Annotated in this window: 13 protein-coding genes; 12 read left to right on the plus strand and 1 reads right to left on the minus strand. The window is 66.3% G+C overall.

Annotated elements, in window-relative coordinates; all coding sequences use genetic code 11:
- Positions 1 to 6 precede the first annotated feature (6 nt).
- From LX81_RS14440 to LX81_RS14450, 3 genes are all read left to right on the plus strand, one after another.
- Complete coding sequence (locus LX81_RS14440; RefSeq protein ID WP_111538032.1) at positions 7 to 1,158, plus strand: NAD-dependent epimerase/dehydratase family protein; 1,152 nt, start codon at positions 7 to 9, stop codon at positions 1,156 to 1,158.
- A gap of 110 nt (positions 1,159 to 1,268) precedes the next feature.
- Positions 1,269 to 1,784 (plus strand): hypothetical protein, encoded by a 516-nt coding sequence (locus LX81_RS14445; protein ID WP_146259437.1) that lies wholly within the window; start codon positions 1,269 to 1,271, stop codon positions 1,782 to 1,784.
- Between the two features lie 107 nt (positions 1,785 to 1,891).
- The gene (locus tag LX81_RS14450; protein WP_111538034.1) at positions 1,892 to 3,022 is read left to right on the plus strand and encodes a DUF2793 domain-containing protein; all 1,131 of its coding nucleotides are present in this window, start codon (positions 1,892 to 1,894) and stop codon (positions 3,020 to 3,022) included.
- A 47-nt stretch (positions 3,023 to 3,069) separates the two neighbouring features.
- On the opposite strand, the gene LX81_RS14455 is transcribed toward LX81_RS14450, so the two are convergent.
- On the minus strand, positions 3,070 to 5,427 hold the full coding sequence (locus tag LX81_RS14455; RefSeq protein ID WP_111538035.1) for a glycosyltransferase: 2,358 nt from the start codon (positions 5,425 to 5,427) through the stop codon (positions 3,070 to 3,072).
- A gap of 627 nt (positions 5,428 to 6,054) precedes the next feature.
- Here LX81_RS14455 and LX81_RS14460 point away from each other — a divergent pair.
- From LX81_RS14460 to LX81_RS14500, 9 genes are all read left to right on the plus strand, one after another.
- Entirely contained in the window at positions 6,055 to 6,762 is a 708-nt protein-coding gene (locus LX81_RS14460; protein WP_111538036.1) for a FadR/GntR family transcriptional regulator, read from the plus strand.
- Positions 6,755 to 7,903 (plus strand): PLP-dependent transferase, encoded by a 1,149-nt coding sequence (locus tag LX81_RS14465; RefSeq protein WP_111538037.1) that lies wholly within the window; start codon positions 6,755 to 6,757, stop codon positions 7,901 to 7,903. Before LX81_RS14460 ends, LX81_RS14465 begins: the two co-directional genes overlap by 8 nt.
- 64 nt (positions 7,904 to 7,967) lie before the next feature.
- Complete coding sequence (locus LX81_RS14470) at positions 7,968 to 9,218, plus strand: ABC transporter substrate-binding protein (protein ID WP_111538038.1); 1,251 nt, start codon at positions 7,968 to 7,970, stop codon at positions 9,216 to 9,218.
- Positions 9,215 to 10,153: a carbohydrate ABC transporter permease gene (locus LX81_RS14475; RefSeq protein ID WP_234822624.1), complete on the plus strand. Its 939-nt coding sequence runs from the start codon at positions 9,215 to 9,217 to the stop codon at positions 10,151 to 10,153. Before LX81_RS14470 ends, LX81_RS14475 begins: the two co-directional genes overlap by 4 nt.
- Entirely contained in the window at positions 10,153 to 10,995 is an 843-nt protein-coding gene (locus LX81_RS14480) for a carbohydrate ABC transporter permease (RefSeq protein ID WP_111538039.1), read from the plus strand. Before LX81_RS14475 ends, LX81_RS14480 begins: the two co-directional genes overlap by 1 nt.
- Before the next feature lie 2 nt (positions 10,996 to 10,997).
- Positions 10,998 to 12,050: an ABC transporter ATP-binding protein gene (locus LX81_RS14485; RefSeq protein ID WP_111538040.1), complete on the plus strand. Its 1,053-nt coding sequence runs from the start codon at positions 10,998 to 11,000 to the stop codon at positions 12,048 to 12,050.
- A gap of 390 nt (positions 12,051 to 12,440) precedes the next feature.
- Entirely contained in the window at positions 12,441 to 13,724 is a 1,284-nt protein-coding gene (locus LX81_RS14490; RefSeq protein ID WP_111538041.1) for an ATP citrate lyase citrate-binding domain-containing protein, read from the plus strand.
- Positions 13,725 to 13,738: 14 nt separating this feature from the next.
- Complete coding sequence (locus LX81_RS14495) at positions 13,739 to 16,450, plus strand: CoA-binding protein (protein WP_111538042.1); 2,712 nt, start codon at positions 13,739 to 13,741, stop codon at positions 16,448 to 16,450.
- The gene (locus tag LX81_RS14500; RefSeq protein ID WP_111538043.1) at positions 16,440 to 16,835 is read left to right on the plus strand and encodes an acyl-CoA thioesterase; all 396 of its coding nucleotides are present in this window, start codon (positions 16,440 to 16,442) and stop codon (positions 16,833 to 16,835) included. Before LX81_RS14495 ends, LX81_RS14500 begins: the two co-directional genes overlap by 11 nt.
- Positions 16,836 to 16,895 lie beyond the last annotated feature (60 nt).

Genomic DNA, 16,895 nt, shown 5'->3' on the forward strand with positions numbered 1-16,895 from the left:
CGAGCGATGCGGATCCTGATCCTCGGCGGCGACGGCTATATCGGCTGGCCGACCGCGATGAAGCTCTCGGCGGCCGGACACGAGGTCTGGGTCGCCGACAATTACCTGCGCCGGCGCCTGATGCGCGAGATCGACTGCGACGCGCTCGTCCCGGTGCCGAACCTGCACGAGCGCGCCCGGCTCTGGCAGGCGGCCTCGGGCCATGAGGTCGCGGTCCGGATCGGCGATCTCGACGCCTGGGATTTCATCGACGCGCTCTTCGCGGAAGCCCGTCCTGACACGATCATCCACTATGCAGAGCAACCCTCGGCGCCCTATTCGATGATCGACCGGCGGGCCGCTGATCTCACGCTGAGAAACAATCTCGGCGTCACCTTCAACACGATCCAGGCGATGAACGCGCATGTGCCGGGCGCGCATCTCATCAAGCTCGGCACGATGGGCGAGTACGGCACGCCCAATATCGACATCGAGGAGGGCTGGATCGAGATCGAGCACAAGGGGCGTCGCGACAAGTTCCTGTTCCCGCGCGCGGCGGGCTCGCTCTATCACACGACCAAGGTGCTCGATACCGACCTTCTGTGGTTCTACGTCCGGGTCTGGGGCCTGCGCGTCACCGACCTCATGCAGGGCCCGGTCTACGGACTCGCCACTGACGAGAGCGCGGGCGACGAGCGGCTGCTCTCGTTTCTGAACTACGACGAGGTCTTCGGCACCGTCCTCAACCGCTTCATGGTGCAGGCCGCGGCCGATTACCCACTGACCGTCTATGGCAAGGGCGGCCAGACCCGCGGCTACCTGCACCTGAAGGACGCGCTCCAATGCGTGGGGCTCGCGGTCGACAACCCGCCCGCCGAGGGCGAGCTCCGGGTCCTCAACCAGTTCGTCGAGACCTTCTCCGTCAACGACCTGGCGGAACGGGTCCGGGCCTCCGGTGCGCGGCTCGGCCTCGATGTCCGGGTCGAGAGCCTGCCCAATCCGCGCAGGGAGATGGAGGAGCACTATTACAATCCCGTCCATACCGGGCTCCTGGATCTGGGCCTGAAGCCCACGCCGCTCGACGACGGGATCATGGACGAGATGATGTCGCTGATCCTGCGTTACCGCGACCAGATCGTGCCGGAGCGCATCTTCCGGGGTGTGAAATGGCGGAAATAACGGCGAACCGGTCCATGCACGACGCCCGCGAGGCGGGTTTTCCGCGCGGGCGGATCGGGGTATCCGCAGAAGAAAGCCGCGGCTCTGCTGGCCGCCAGGGAGACGGGATCATGGACGATCCGACCGGCAACGATGCGGATGACGGGACCGAGGCCCGGCTGCACCAGGCGCTCGAGGAGCTGGCTCGGACGCGCGAAGCCTATGCCCGGCTCTCCCGCGCGCGCGACCGTCACGATGAGGAAAAGGCGGCCGAGCACGCCAATCTGAGAAACCGTATCCTGATCCTGGAGAGCCGACGCGATGCGAAGCTTGCCGCGCCGCGCAACGACCGGGACGAATTGAAGACGCTTCAGGAGCGGAACCGGGCGGTCTGGGCAAGCAACGCGGCGCTCGTGGAGCGCAACAAGGCCCTCCTGGTGAGAAACCGGCGGCTCGAAGCCGAGGCCCGGGTGCTCCGCAAGGACAGGGCGGCGATGCTCGCCTCCGCACGGTGGCGGGCCGGCGGCATGATCTCGGACGCGACGCGGCGGATCGGCCCCGCCACGCTCGCCCTCCCGTTCCGGCTTTTGGGCCTGGTACGCCGTCGCAAGGCACCGGCCCGGGCGCTCCCTCCACGAAAGACCTGACACCGGCAGGCTCGCCGTTGCGCCGCGCGTGACCCTGGCGCACGACCGCCTCACGATTTGCGAATGACCCCTCGGGGAGATTGGCCCCCGCATCCCGAGGAGCCGACATGTCCAAATCGCCCAATCTCGCCATGCCCTACATCCAGCCGGCGCAGGCGCAGAAGCACGTCACGCACAATCTCGCGATCGAGCTTCTGGACGCGCTCGTGCAGTTGAGCGTCTCCGACCTCGCCGCCACTGAGCCGCCCGCCGCGGCGGGCGACGGCGATGTCGTGGTGGTGGGACCGGGCGCGTCGGGCGTGTTCGAGGGCGAGGACGGCAAGATAGCCTACCACACCAATGGCGGCTGGATGTTCGTGCCGCCGCGCAACGGCTTCACCGCCTGGGTGGAGGCAGCGGGCGCCGTCTACGTCTACCAGAACGGGGCCTGGCGGGTCCTGCTCGCGGTGAGCGAGGATGGTAGCGACGCGCGGGAGGGGCTCGGGATCAACACCGGCTGGGACGCCACCAACAGGCTCGCCGTTTCAGCCCCCGCGACGCTCTTCACCCACGAGGGCGGCAGCCACCGGATCAAGGTGAACAAGGCCACAGCGGCCGACACGGCGAGCCTTCTCTTCCAGACCGACTTCTCCGGCCGCGCAGAGATGGGCCTCGCGGGCGACGGCAACTTCTCGGTGAAGGTCAGCGCCGACGGGGAGAGCTGGCGGCCCGCGATGGCGGTCGAGGGGGCCACGGGCGAGGCGACGTTCGCGTCGGTGCGCGCGGACCGCATGGCGGGCGACGCGGTCCAGTCAACTCCGGGCGACACCACACCGGGCCGTCTCATGCGCGCCGATTGGGGCTACGGCCCGGGCAATGTCCTTGGGCCGGTCTCACAGGCAGGCGGCGTCCCCACCGGCGCCGTCATCGAGCGCGGCACGAATACGAACGGCACCTATACCCGCTTCGCCGACGGGACGCAGATCTGCACGCAGCAGGTGAATTTCCCATCACCGGACAGAGCTTACGGCGCTATTTTCTCGTCTGGTAATGTCGACGCAATCTGGACCTATCCTAAACCGTTTATTGATATCCCTGCTGTTTCGGGTATTCGAAATTACACTGGCGGTTATTGGTTGATCGGCCCGGCTACTGCTCCGTCCGATTTTTTAACTACATTCCGTGGAAGAATTGCCTCTGCCCTTGCTAATACCGGAGAAAGATCACTAGGTCTTTTTGCAATTGGCGCTTGGACATAAAAACTTATAGCAAAATTTTTTATACAATATTGTTGTAATTTTATATTTTATATCCTTTCAAATAAATTTCCTTCACAAACAGGCGACAGGCCGATCATATTTGTCGATCTTCCACTCATCATCCAGGTGTGATTGCTTTCATCTGCATCTCTGAAAACAATGAAAGACGTGCCATCATAGCTAGCTGTACGCAATCCACTACTTTTTGTAACGGATCTTATCCACTCTGAATCCGCAGAGTTTCTTTGTGAGTTTGAAAATTTAGGCAATGACCCATTTTTGTCTCCTGACAGTGTTGCTCCAGAGCTAAAGTCCATTAATTTAGTAATGCGCCGGCATCTTTCGAATTTTTGGGATTTTATTAAGGTTAAATCTTGACCGCTCATATAAAACAAAATCGGTATTCGCCCCACCGTATCCGCCTGCGTGGCGTGGTAGTACCAGGCGTATTCCTCCAGATATGTGCTGGCATAGTAATCGTCGTCGTCCATCTTGGCCCAGTAGCGGCCCGTGCTCGCGGCGATGGCCATGTTGAGGCAGCGGCCGATGTTGAAATGCGCGGGCAGGACGAAGAGGTGCTCGTTCTCGCGCAGCTCGGGCAGGTTCGAGGGCGGCTCGTCTAGGTTCAGGACCATCACGAGTTCGGTTTCGGGCCAGCTCTGAGCGCGGAACGTCTCGAGGCAGCGCTCGATGAGATGCGGCCGCCGGGAGACGAGGATCGTGCTCATCCGTGGCCGGTCGAAATCCGCGTCGTAGAGATCCTCGCCCAGGAGCGCCGCGCGATCCTCCGCGCGCCAGACATGGTGGCGCATGACGAGGCGGTAGAGCGCGCGCCAGCGCCGCTCGCGCAGCCAGGCGATGCGATAGGATCGCTGCAGCTCCATCAGCTCGGACGGCGCCGTGACCCTGTCGAGCGCCGCGAAGACCGCGCCCTCGGGAGGCACGGGGCCTACGAGGACCGGGATCGCCCCGGCCACGATCGCGTCGAGGGCGATGTCGAGGAGCTCCGCCTCGGTCCGGAGCGTGGTGGCGTTCAGGAGCACGATGGTCGCGTTGCGCAGCAGGTACGTCTGCTGCCGCCGCGAAAGGTCGGGCGCCATCGCCACCTTCCGGCCCTTCAGGCGTGGCGTGAGGGAGGAGGGGGCGAAGCCGTAGTGAAACTCGGTCACCAGCGCGTCGTAGCAGCCGGGTGTCGAGAGGAAGTCGGCGAAGTCGGGAAACTGGAAGAGATCCGACCCCACGGGGACGAGCATCAGGTCGTGCAGGCGCGGCTCGAGAAGGGCGGCGGGACCGGCCGCGGGCTCGGTCGCGCGGCGCAGGAAGCGGGCGTGATCCGGCAGGGCCGGGCAGGGGGCATCGCCGCTCCAGTCCTGCGGGTTGCCTTCGACGAGGACCGCGTCCGCGGCTTCTATCGCACCGCGCCAGAAATGGGAGGCGGCGGGGGCGGCGCTCAGGAGGAGATGGACCGGCAGGCCGCGCGCGCGGGCCGCGCGGAAGAGCGCCGTGCCCTCCGGCGCCATGTCCCCGTCGAGCTGGAGAAAGGCGCCGTTCCAGTCGCCGGGCCCGCTCTCGGCGACGGTTTCGATGAGGATCAGGTCGAAACCCATCTCGGCAAGCTGGTCGGTGCAGAGCTCCTTGCGTAGCCAGACGACGTCGCAGAGGAACCGCAACCGCTCGTAGGTCCGCGGGTGGCCGACGAGGCCCACGCGGATCTCGCGTCGCCGCGCCGCGGCCAGCCGCCGGACCCGTTCCTCGAATTCCTCGGCCTCCGCCTCGGCGCCCTCCGCCATGCGCTTGAGGACCTTCCGCCAGTCTCCACCGGGTCGGAACTGCCCGCGGATCGCGTCGAACTGCTCCACGGGAATCCGCGCAAGCGCCCGTATCACCGGGTCGGGCCGCAGGGCGGGATCGGGCAGAAGCCGCTCGATCAGCTCGGCCCGTGACGCCGCGATGGCTTCGACATGGCGTGACGTGGCGCGGCCCTCCCCGGGCCAGTCGATCCCGAGCGGCAGCACCTCGGCGGCCGCGATCTCCACGTCCGGATCGTCCGACGCGATCCTCAGGTCCGTCGCGTCGGGCGGGGCCACGATGAAGCGCGAGGCGTATCCCGCCGCGTGCCATCGTGCCGCTTCTTCTTCGTCTTGGAGCACCGGTCCTTCGGGCAGGAGTTCGACCTGCATGGGGTTGAGATGCGGGACGTGGTTCCGTCCGGTCACGAGGCGGAGATCGACGGGGCGGCCGCGATCGTCCGAGAAGTCGATGCGGATGGGGGAGAGCTTCAGGGGCTTCGGGCCGGTCCCGTCGCGCCGCGAAAGCAGGAGGCGGAGCTCGTAGACACTGCCGGAGATCACGCGGAACGACGCGGTGGAAGCCCCCTGGCATGTCGCGGCGGAAATCTGATCCATCGGTCTGCGGCATCCTGCAACTTCGGACTGTGCCTCAATACGTTTCCATCCCCGGATTACAACCTCCAGATACGGTCGTTCGGGGCGCGCGGCATATCGGCAGCATTGGGCCTCGCCCCGGCGCCGGGCGCCCGCGGGGGGCGATGCCCGGCCCGGTGGATCGAAGCCGGGATTGGCGCCCGCATGCACCGCGAAGAGGGCAGGACCAAGCCGCTCGTCGTACGCCCCGTATTGGCGGGGTCGCCCGGCCGCACTCCAAAAAGGGTCTGCTCCTCTGAACAATGCGGCGTCGGTGAGCTGATCCATATCTCATGCCGCCACCGTCTTCACCGTCTAGTTCAAGTATTCCCAGTTGCGGGCCGCATGTCGGACTTTGGCCGGTGGCCGAGCCGGGCTCAAGGAGGCACGACGCGATGAGCGAAGCGTCGCTATGTTCGATGCCGCGGCCGAACCGGGGCGGCCTTTCGATCAGAGAGGCCGCACCTCATAGCCCTTGGCAACGGGTAGGGCAGGCAGCCACTCGAGAAGGGCCAACACGCCATTCCGATCCCGCAGAGAGCCTGCGCCGCCCCGAATTTTGTCAGTCATAATTCTTTACATTGTCGGACATAGCACGATGATGCCGGCATGGGATACGTGAACGGCGGCAGTTCGGGCAAGCAACGGGACGTCCTCGAGGCGATCGCGGAGATGATCGTGTCCCGCGGGATCGGGGTGGACGACCGTTTGCCGCCCGAGCTGGAGCTCGCCCGCGAGCTCGGCGTCGGTCGCTCCACCGTGCGGGAGGCGATGAAGGCATGGCAGGGCATGGCGATCGTGACGCGCAACAAGGGCGCGGGGACCGTCCTGCGCGTGCCGATCGTCCCGTCCGCGGAACGTCTGCCGCTGTCGATCTCGCTCGAGGCGCAGAGCCTGATACGAACGCTGGAGGTGCGCCGGCCGCTGGAGATCGAGGCGGCGCGCCACGCGGCCGTGCGGGCGGACGAGCGGGCCCGGCACCGGATCATGGACCGGATGTACACATTGCTCGACCACCACGCGGCCGGGACGGACTGGCGGCCCGCCGATCGCCGCTTCCATGCCGAGATCCACGCGGCGACCGGCAATCCGCTCTTCGCGCAGATGGTCGAGCAGTTGCAGCGCGCCTTCCACGACGTCTACGGCGACCCGATCGGGGAGCCGCAGCTCGGCGCTGCCTCGATCCCGCTCCACCGCCCGCTCGCCGAGGCGATCCGCGACGGCGCGCCCGACCGCGCGGCAGCGGTGATGGGCGAGATCGTCGACATGGTGGAGACCGCCACGCACGACCGAATGGGAGATCTGAACCATGACTGACCACGCCCCCGACACCGTTCTGGCCAGGCCCTATGGCGGCCCCGCGGGCAGCGTGACGCCTCCCATCTACCAGACCTCGCTCTTCACCTTCGACGACATGGCCGCCTTCGAAGCGCGCATGGCCGGCGAGATCGATCGGCCGCTCTATTCCCGCGTGACGAACCCGACCACGGCGGCGTTCGAGGAGATGATGGCGCGGCTCGAGGGCGGGGCCGCGTCGGTGGGCTTCGCCTCCGGCATGGCCGCGATCTCCGCCACGCTCTTCGCGCTCGTCCGACCGGGCGACCGGATCGCCTGCGTCGAGCATGTCTATCCCGACGCCTACCGGCTCATGGAGCGGATGCTGCGGCCCTGGGGGGTGGAGATCACCTATCACCCGGTGACGGCGTTCGCGACGGATCCGGAGGTGATGCGGGGCGCGGCACTGGCCTATCTCGAAAGCCCCACCTCCATGATGATGCAGGCGGCGGATCTGCGCGCGATCGCGGAGGCGGCGCGGGCGGAAGGGGTGACCACGGTCATCGACAATTCCTGGGCGACGCCGATCTTCCAGCGGCCGCTCGCGCTCGGCATCGACGTCGTGCTGCATTCGGCGTCGAAATACATCTCCGGCCATTCCGACACCGTCGCGGGCGTGGTCACCGGCCCGGCCGAGATCGTGGGCCGCATCCGCGACCTCACGCTGCCGCTTCTCGGCGGCAAGCTCGCGCCGTTCGAGGCCTGGCTCCTGGTGCGGGGGCTTCGGACCCTCGGGGCGCGGATGCGGGAACATCAGCGCACGGCCGATCTCTTCGTCGACCGCCTGGGCGGACGGGCGGAGGTCACCGCCATCCATTCGCCCGGTGCGAACACGGTCCCGGGCCTCGAGGGGCGTTCGGGTCTGATGTCGATCGAACTCTCCGACAGCGTCGATATCCGGCGTTTTGCGGACGCGCTCGACCTGTTCCGCCTGGGCGTCAGCTGGGGCGGTTTTGAGAGCTTGATCGTCCCCGCCGCCGTGACCCTCGCCCAGGCAGGGGAGCACAATTCGGTCCGCCGCTTCGGCGTTCCCGAGCGCCTGGTGCGGCTGTCGCTCGGGCTCGAGGCGGCCGAGGATCTCTGGCGCGACTTCGACCGCGCGCTCACCATCGCCACACGCTGAGACAAGGGCCCCGTAAAGAGGGTCTCATGAGGAACATTTCAAGTATCACAGGGAGTTCGAGAGAATGAGACGACTTGCATTGACGACCGCGCTCACCGGGGCGATCGCCGGAACGGCGGGGGCGGCCGACCTCCGCCTCGTGGAGGTGATCACCAGCCCTGAACGTACCGCGGTCCTCGAGGAGATGACCCAGGCCTGGGCGGAGGAGACCGGCAATACCGTCGAGATCGTCTCACTGCCTTGGGGGCAAGCCTTCGAGATCTTCGCCACGATGATCGCGGGCGGCGACATTCCCGACGTGGTCGAGATGCCCGATCGCTGGCTCTCGCTCTACGGCGAAAGGCTGATGGATCTCGGTCCCTATTTCGAGGAATGGGAACATGCGGATAGCCTGACCCAGACGACCGTCGACATGGGTTCGAACACCGCCGACGGCAGCCTCAGGGAAATCCCCTACGGCTTCTATCTGCGGGCCATGTTCTACAACAAGGACCTCCTGGAGCAGGCCGGAATCGACGGGCCGCCCGAGACGCTGGAGGAGTTCCGCGACGCCTCCGCCGCCGTCTCCGAGCTCGACGGCAAGTCGGGCTATTGCCTGCGCGGCGGCCCGGGCGGGCTCAATGGCTGGATGATGATGGCGGCCACGATGAACGGCTCTCCCGCGTTCTTCGACGAAGACGGGCAGAGCACGATCAACCAGCCTGGCTCGGTGGAGGGGCTGCAATATCTCATCGACCTCTACCAGGACGGGCTTGCGCCGCGCGATTCCGTGTCCTGGGGCTTCAACGAGATCGTCGCTGGCTTCTATTCCGGCACCTGCGCCTTCCTCGACCAGGATCCGGACGCGCTGATCGCCGTGTCCGAGCGGATGGATGCCGACAGCTTCGCCGTCGCGCCGATGCCCAAGGGTCCGGACGGCATGGCCTTCCCGACGATCGGTTATGCGGGCTGGGCGGCCTTCTCCTCCACCGACGCGCCCGACGAGGCCTGGTCGCTGATCGCGCATCTCTCGAGCCCGGAGCAGAACCAGATCTGGGCGCAGCGGGTCGGCATCATCCCGATCCACGAGGGCGCAGAGCAGGATCCCTACTTCCAGTCGGAGCAGTTCGCGGGCTGGTTCACGGAGCTCAACGATCCCGCCTACGAGCCGATCGCGATGCCCACCTATCTCGAGCAGTTCGGATACTTCGCGGATTCCATCGCGCTCGAGACCTCGCAGCAGGCCCTTCTGGGCGAGATCACCGCGCAGGAGCTCGCCGACCAGTGGGCGGAGTTCCTGACGGCGGAATACGCCCGCTGGCAGGACGCCCGGTGACGACGCTCTCCGGAAACGACACCGCGTCCGGGATCCCCCGGACGCGGTTCGGCCGCGCCTATCTCGCCTATGCCGTCGAGCCCTGGCTCTATCTCTCGCCGGCGATCCTGCTCCTGATCTTCGTCATGCTGATCCCGCTCGGGATCGGGATTTCCTACTCGGTGCAGTCGATCAACCTCCTGCGTCCGTTCGAGACCGGGTACGTCGGCTTGGAGAATTTCGAGGCCCTGGGCGAGGATGCGCGATTCTGGACGGCGCTCGTCAACACCTTCTGGTGGACCTTCGGCTCCGTGACGCTGCAATTCTTCCTCGGGCTCGGCCTCGCGCTCCTCCTGTCGCGTCCGTTCCACGGCAAGCGGATCGTGCAGGCGCTCGTCTTCCTGCCCTGGGCGGTGCCGACCTTCCTGATCGCCCTGACCTTCTCGTGGCTCCTGAACCCGGTGATCGGCCCCTTGCCGCATTGGGGCGCGGCCGTCGGCTTGCTGGAAGAGCCCTACAACATCCTGAGCGATCCGGGCACGGCGATGTGGGGGCCGATCCTCGCCAATGTCTGGTACGGGGTGCCGTTCTTCGCGATCACGCTCCTGGCCGCGCTGCAATCGATCCCGGGCGAGCTCTACGAGGCCGCGGAGATCGATGGCGCCTCCGCCTGGCAGTGCTTCACGAAGATCACGCTGCCGTTCCTCGGCCCGATGATCGCCATCACGATCATGCTGAGGGCGATCTGGATCGCCAATTTCGCGGATCTGATCTACGTCATGACCGGCGGCGGTCCGGCGAATTCCACGCAGATCCTCTCCTCCTACATCTTCACCACGGCGTTCCGGCGGCTCGATTTCGGTTACGCTTCCGCGATCGCGGTGGCGCTTCTGGGCGTGCTCCTCGTCTATGCCGTGATCCTCCTCTTCGTGCGCGCGCGGCTGGTGAAATTCTGATGGCCGCCCTCCGCCGTACACCTCCTCTGGCCGTGGTCGGAACGTATCTCGCGATCCTCGCCTATGTCGCCTTCGCGCTCTTCCCGCTCTACTGGCTCCTGAAGATCGCGCTGACCCCGGAGCGGCTGATCTATTCCGACGGCACCGCGCTCTGGCCCTCCGCGCTGACGCTGGAGAACTTCCGCGCCGTCCTCTTCGCGACGGACTTCCTGGCCTATTTCCGCAATTCCGTCATCGTCTCGCTCGGCACGGCGGCCGCGACGGCCCTGATCGCGGCCGCCGCGGGCTACGCCTTCTCCCGCTTCGCGTTCCGCGGCAAGCGGCTGGTGATCGCGCTGATGCTGGTGACGCAGATGTTCCCGCTCCTGATGATCATCGCGCCGATCTACAAGATCGTGGCGGCCCTGGGCCTCCTCAACTCCCTGACGAGCCTGATCATTGTCTACACCGCCTTCAACATCCCCTTCGCCACCTTCCTCATGCAGAGCTTCTTCGACGGCATCCCGAAGGATCTGGAGGAGGCGGCGATGATGGATGGCTGCACCCGCCTGCAGGCGCTGCGCAAGGTGATCCTGCCGCTGACGCTGCCCGGTCTCGGCGCGACGCTCGGCTTCGTCTTCACCGCCGCATGGTCGGAGCTCTTCTTCGCACTGATGCTGATCCGCTCGGACGACACGATGACCTTCCCCGTGGGCCTGCTGTCCTTCGTCAGCAAGTTCTCCGTCGATTGGGGGCAGATGATGGCCGCGGGCGTCCTCGCGCTCGTGCCCTCCTGTCTCTTCTTCGCCTTCATCCAGCGCTACCTGGTGCAGGGCCTCACGAGCGGCGCCGTGAAAGGATAGCCATGGCCGAGATGGAATTGCGGGACGTCCGCAAGAGCTACGGCGGCACCGAGGTGCTGCGCAACATCGACCTCAGGATCGGGGATGGCGAGTTCGTGGTCCTCGTCGGCCCCTCGGGCTGCGGGAAGTCGACGCTCCTCCGGATGATTGCGGGGCTCGAGTCGATCACCGGCGGCGCGCTGCTGATCGACGGCGCCGAAATGACCGACGTCCCCCCGCGGGCACGCGACATCGCCATGGTGTTCCAGAGCTACGCGCTCTACCCGCACATGTCGGTTGCCCGGAACATGGGCTTCTCGATGGAGATCCGCCGCCGCCCCGAGACGGAGCGCCGCGGTCCGGTGGACGCGGCCGCGCGGACGCTGGGGCTTGGCAGCTTCCTCGACCGCCTGCCGCGCGCGCTCTCGGGCGGTCAGCGCCAGCGGGTCGCGATGGGCCGGGCGATCGTGCGCGATCCGAAGGCGTTCCTCTTCGACGAACCGCTCTCGAACCTCGATGCCGCCCTCCGAGCCGAGATGCGGCTCGAGATCGCGCGGCTGCACCAGCGCCTCGGCACGACGATGGTCTACGTCACCCACGACCAGGTCGAGGCGATGACGCTCGCCGACCGGATCGTCGTCCTGAATGGCGGCGACATCCAGCAGGTCGGCACCCCGATCGAGCTCTACGAGCGTCCCGCGAACCGCTTCGTCGCGACCTTCATCGGTTCGCCCACGATGAACGTGCTCGAGGTCGCACCGTCGCGGGACGGGCTCCGCCTCGCCGACGGGACGCCTCTTCCGGGCCCCGGCACCGCGCGCCATATCGGTATCCGTCCCGAACACATCGCCCTCGCGAAGCCGGGCGAGGGGATCGCCGCGACGGTCGAGGTGATCGAGCGTCTCGGATCGGACAGCAACGTCCATTGCGAGATCCCGGGCGTCGGCCCGATCCTCGCCCGGATCCGGGGCAATCCCGATATCCGTCCCGGAGCATCCGTGGGCTTGGTTCCGGAGAAGGACCACCTGCATTATTTCGATGCCTCGGGCACGGCGCTTCCCGGTATGGCCATGTGACACTCGCCCGTCGCCGCGCGCCGTCCAGCCAGCGACGCGCGTGATGGAAGCGGTTCGAACCGTCAGGAACGGCCATGTCGCGGACAAGACGCCGGGTGTCCACTAGGAGACCTGCGTCGTCCGAAATCCGTTCGGTGAAGCGCCCCGGAAGGTCTGCGGAGTACCCGACATCCGGTCGAGGCCGGTCGATGCGACAATCCCACCTGCGATCCCGACCAGGCCTGCCGCAAACGCGCCGGTTCCATGGCGACGGATCCCCCTGAGACGGACGCGTCGGGTCTTCGCGGTGCGAATGCCCAATAATGCAGGCACGACAGCACGTCGACAGGTTCGGCATCTATGGTTCTTCCCCAGGCAGCCTGTGGTGCAGGCTTACCAAGGGGGGATATTATGCAACTGAACGGAATGCTCTACGGATCGCGACTTCTGGGACATGTGGGTTTTCCACATTCCGAAGTCCTTGGCGCCGATGCGCAGGAAGACGAGATCCAGGACCTGATCGACCGGCACGGGATGATCTTCATCAAGCCGATCTTCCGGGGCGGCGTCGGCAAGAAGGGCAAGGCGGGCCTCATAGGCAAGGCCTCCGACCTCTCCACGGCGATTTCCGAGAAGGAACGTCTCTACTTCGCCGAGCATCGGCACGGGAACGCCAGGACCAAGGCCAACGGCGTGACGTTCGAGGCCGGGGTGCCGGCCGAGCACGAGATCTATTTCTCCATCACCGACGACACGCGCTATCGCGCGCCGACCATGACACTGACCCATCGCGGCGGGATCGATATCGAGGAGCTCGACAAGACCGAGATCGCGACCGTGCCCTTCGACGCCCTGACCGGGCTCAAGGCGTTCGTGGTCGCCAACGCGCTCTCGGACATCGGCGCGCCGAAAGAGATCATCTCGCCGCTGGTGCAGCAACTGCCCAAGCTCTGGGAGCTCATGCACCATTACGGCATGACCACGCTGGAGCTGAACCCGATCCGCATGCGACCCGAACCCGGCGGCCGTCTGACGCCCGTCGCCTGCGACTTCAAATGCGGCTTCGACCGGGACGACCCGCGCGTGGGCAGGCTGGATCTGCCGGAGCGCCTCTTCGCATCCGACGTGACCGCGTTCGAGCAGGAGGTGAACCAGCTGCGGACGCATCAGGGGCAGTCGGACGTCTTCGTGGTCAACGAAAAGGGCACCATTCTCGCCCCGACTTTCGGCGGCGGCGCCAACAGCCTCGTCACCGAGGTGCTCGGCGAGGCGGCGATCATCTCGTCCGATTTCGGGGGCAATCCGCCCTATGCGAAGATGAAGGCGGTCGCCTCGATCTGCTATCGCCATTTCCTGGAGCAGACCAACGTCCTGTTCATCATCGGCGGTAAGTCGAACAATACCGATATCCACGAGACGTTCCGGGGCATGGGCGACGCGCTGCGGGAACATTTCGCGACCCACGGTCGGACGCCGCTTTACGTGGTCGTGGGCCGCGGGGGGCCGAACCTGGTGCGTGGCATGGGCAATCTTGCCGATACGCTGGAAAGCCTCGGATTGCCGTACCGTTTCTTCGGTTTCGACAGCGCCATGTCGGAGGTGGTGAACTACGCGAAGGAGGTGGACGGGTGGATGCGCGCCGGAGGCCGCGCGGAGATCGCTGCGGGCCTCGGATTGTCGAGTGAAGCGGCTTGAGGGAGGGCAAGGCCATGAAACGTCAGTCAGTGGAAGAATTTCCGTATTACCTGGGACTGAACTCCCTGGACCAGATCGCGACGAAACTGGATCGCGTTTGCGTTCTGAACATCCTCGGTGGCGAGAGCCGGCAGGTGACGCCGGTGAGCCACGCCTTCTCGGGCGGCAACGTCGTTTTCGGCACGGCCCCCGGCAAGGCAGGACAGAAGCTCAGGACGTCGGTGGGCGACATACCGGTCTTCAACAACGTCCGCGAAGGGCTCGACGCGGGACATGATTTCAACGTGGGCGTGGTCTACCTCCCGCCCTCGGGCGTGCGCGACGGGGTGGCGGAACTGATCCGCGTGAACCCCGACCTCGAGAAGATCGTCATCATCACCGAGAAGATCGCCATACACGACGCGCGCGAGATCCGCGCCATGGCGCAGGCCAACAGGGTCGACGTGATCGGCGGCAATTGTCTGGGCGTCGCGGATTCGTGGAACCGCGTGCGGATCGGCGGGGCGCTCGGGGGCGATCACCCGGATGAATCGCTCCTCAAGGGATCGGTCGCGGTGATGTCGAATTCCGGCGGGTTCACGACCACGATCGCACAATATCTCGCGACCGAAGGATGGGGGACGACGACGCTCATCTCGTCAGGCAAAGACGTCTACATTCATTACGGCGCCGCCGATTTCGCACATGCGTTCCAGAACGACGAGCGCTCCAGGGCGGCGGTCCTCTACGTGGAGCCCGGCGGCTATTACGAGCACGGCGTGGCGTTCGGCAAGCCGACCGTGGCCTGCGTGGTGGGCCGCTGGAAATCGAAGCTGACGCGCGCCGTGGGTCATGCCGGCGCGATGGCCGGTTCGGGCGATCGGGCCGAGGACAAAGAGCGCTGGTTCATGGAGGCATTCGGCGTCGCGGATCTCTTCACGCCGGAAAACCCGGTTGTCTCGGCGAAGGGCGCGGTGGTCACGAATATCGCCCATATTCCCGAGGCGCTCACCGCGGTGATGAAGGCGAACGGCATCGCCCCCGATTTCGAACCGCGCGGCAACCTCGCGCTGAAACCGTGGCTCGCCAACGACCAGGGGCTGACGCTTCCGGCAAACCTCGGCATGGCACCGGTCGCGGCACCGGCGCCTTACGACGGCCAGATCGAGGCGCTGAAGGAGAAGGTCGGCGCGGTGGTCGCGCGGCAGAACATGAAGGATCGCTCGGGCGCCTCGGTGATGGACCCGAAGACGCAGGTGACGAGCGTGCACGGGCACCGGGTGCTGGACCTCGCGATGAAGCCGCTCGAGGCGACCTTCGCGCTGCCGCTGGTCCACGAGATCGCGACGGAGAACGACCGCGCGATGCTGGATGTCGCGGTCGCCGCCGAGGTCAATCTCGTGGGTGATCCGATCCTCGTGGCGGCGCAGGCGGCGCGCGAGGCGGGCAGTGCGCCGAACGCGGTGATGGCGGGCGCCGCGGCGATCTGCGGGCCGAAGCGGGTGGAACGCGCCATGGCCTGCACGCGCGCCCTGATCGACATGTTCGCGTCCTCGGGATTGCTCGACGGTCGTGACGAAAGCTTCGATCTCGGCGCTATCGAGATCGACGAAGGGACCCGTTCCCTCTTTCTCGCGACCGACGAGGAGGCGGATGATCCGCGCCCCGAGGCGATGCTGGCGGCCGTGCGCGCGCGGGGCGGCAAATCGGTCTTCCTGAAACTGCTCGGCAGTTTCGGCGAGCGGCCTTCGCGCGACGCGATCCTGGCCGCGATCGGGCTGACCATCGCATGGGGGCCGCTGGTGCGGAAGCGCATCTCGCGCCTGACGGCCGAGACGCTGCCCTGGTATCTGCGCCTTTACGGCGTGATGATCGGCGCCACGATCGAGGCCAGGCATCACGAGCACGGCGTGCTTTGCGGCATTCCCCGGGACGAGCGCTTCGGGCGCTGGACGATGGCCGATCTCTGCGCGCTTTCGCTGCTCGGCAAGAAGCCTAGGCCGGACGAGGTCCTGCCGCTGCAGATCCTCATCGGGCTCCTGATTTCCAACGGTCCCGGCGCGATCTCGGCCCAGGGGGCCAAGGGCGCGGTTTCGGCGGACGGGCCGCAGACGCCGGAGCGGGTGCAGATCAACAAGGCCATGATCGGATTCCTGTCCCATACCGGCTACAGCCATGGCGGCAACGGCTACGAGGGGATGGCCTTCCTGCTGCAGCAGTTCGGGGACAAGGGGCTGACCGATCCCGGCGATCCGGACCACGGGCTCGACCTTCGCGCGATGGCGCGGGAATTCGCGCTTTCCTACAAGGCGGACAAGGCCCGCGCCAGGGAGGAAGGCGGCGAGGTCCGCGCGCTGCCGGGTGTGCATCATCCCGTCTTCAAGGGAAAACCGGTGAACTACGACCCGCGCGAGCGGTTCGTCGCGGACTTCCTCGAGAAGGAAGGCAAGTACAACGTGTTCCACGCCTTCTACCTGGAACTCGTGCAGGCGCTCTACGATGTCGGCGCGTCTCGCTACGTGTTCTGCGTGAACGTCGACGCGGTGATCGCGGCCCTCCTCCTGGCGCTGATGTGGGAGGATTTCCGGAAAGGGTCCCTTTCGCAAGGCGATCTCGAGACCGCCGCCTTCACTATCTTCCTCTACGGGCGGATGATCGGCGCGGCAGCGGAGATCGACGATCACTTGAACCGCGGCCGGAACATGGACACCCGCACGCCTGCCTCGGAGTGCTCCCATGTCATCTGAGGTTTGCCCCCCGGAAGGACCGCCGACGATCCGGGTCATCGCCATGCCTGCCGACACCAATCCGGCCGGGGACATCTTCGGCGGTTGGTTGATGAGCCAGATGGACCTCGCCGCGGGAACCGTCGCGGCCCGGAGATCGCGGGGCCGCAGCTCGACGATCGCGGTCGACGGGATGAAGCTCCACCGCCCGGTCAAGGTCGGCGACGAGGTCTCGCTCTACGCCGCGATCGAGAAGGTGGGCCGGAGCTCGATGCGGATCCGCGTCGATGCATGGCGGCGCGAGCGTCATACCGAGGAGAGCCACCTCGTCACCGAGGCGACCTTCACCTTCGTCGCGCTTGACGGCGACGGCAGGCCGCGACCGGTGGACGAGGTTCCGGCCTGACGCCGGACCGGGGCGTCGCGCGGTCCGCGCCGCCCCCCATCGACAGCGAGCGTGGCGGAC

The sequence above is a fragment of the Palleronia aestuarii genome, assembly GCF_003253995.1.
Lineage (GTDB): Bacteria > Pseudomonadota > Alphaproteobacteria > Rhodobacterales > Rhodobacteraceae > Palleronia > Palleronia aestuarii.